This window comes from Mycobacterium sp. DBP42 (assembly GCF_005924235.1).
Classification (GTDB): domain Bacteria; phylum Actinomycetota; class Actinomycetes; order Mycobacteriales; family Mycobacteriaceae; genus Mycobacterium; species Mycobacterium syngnathidarum.
In genome coordinates this window covers 1-423 of the sequence record NZ_VCMY01000119.1, presented here as the reverse complement: position 1 = coordinate 423, position 423 = coordinate 1, and the positions used below count along the sequence as shown (strand labels likewise).

The 423-nt window shown below is 67.6% G+C and carries 1 protein-coding gene; it reads left to right on the top strand.

Annotation, left to right across the window (positions count from 1 at the left end; all coding sequences use genetic code 11):
- The coding region (locus tag E0T84_RS31665) for a hypothetical protein (RefSeq protein ID WP_212757751.1) at positions 1-423 on the top strand (423 nt) is incomplete at both ends.

Sequence of the window (423 nt, the reverse complement as noted above, 5' to 3'; positions counted from 1 at the left end):
CCGTGGCGCATCGCTGCCGGAAGATCCGCGCCCTTCGTCAGTGACGCGAGGGACGGTTTGCTGGCCTGGCGGACAATCTCTTGCGGATGGCGACGCCAACTGTCGCCGTCGTCTGGCGAGCTGGCTGCTGGAGGGCGCACAGCCGCCGACGCTGCTGTTGCCTGAGCAGGAAGGCGTGAGCGGTATTCGTTTTCCTGTCTGGCGGGACGGCGCGGGAAAACGCGTTGCTGCCGACTGCCCGCAGGCGCGCGAGCGGACGCTGATCGTCTGGCCGCTGCCGCTGGAGCCGTGGTTACCGACCCCGGAGCGTCGTGCTGCAAGGCTGTCGCCGCCCTCCGTACAGTGCCCGCCGCTGGGACAGGACGCCCTTTTACCGCTTCAGCTTTCCGGCATACGTGACGGGGCGATAGTGAAGCGTTTACC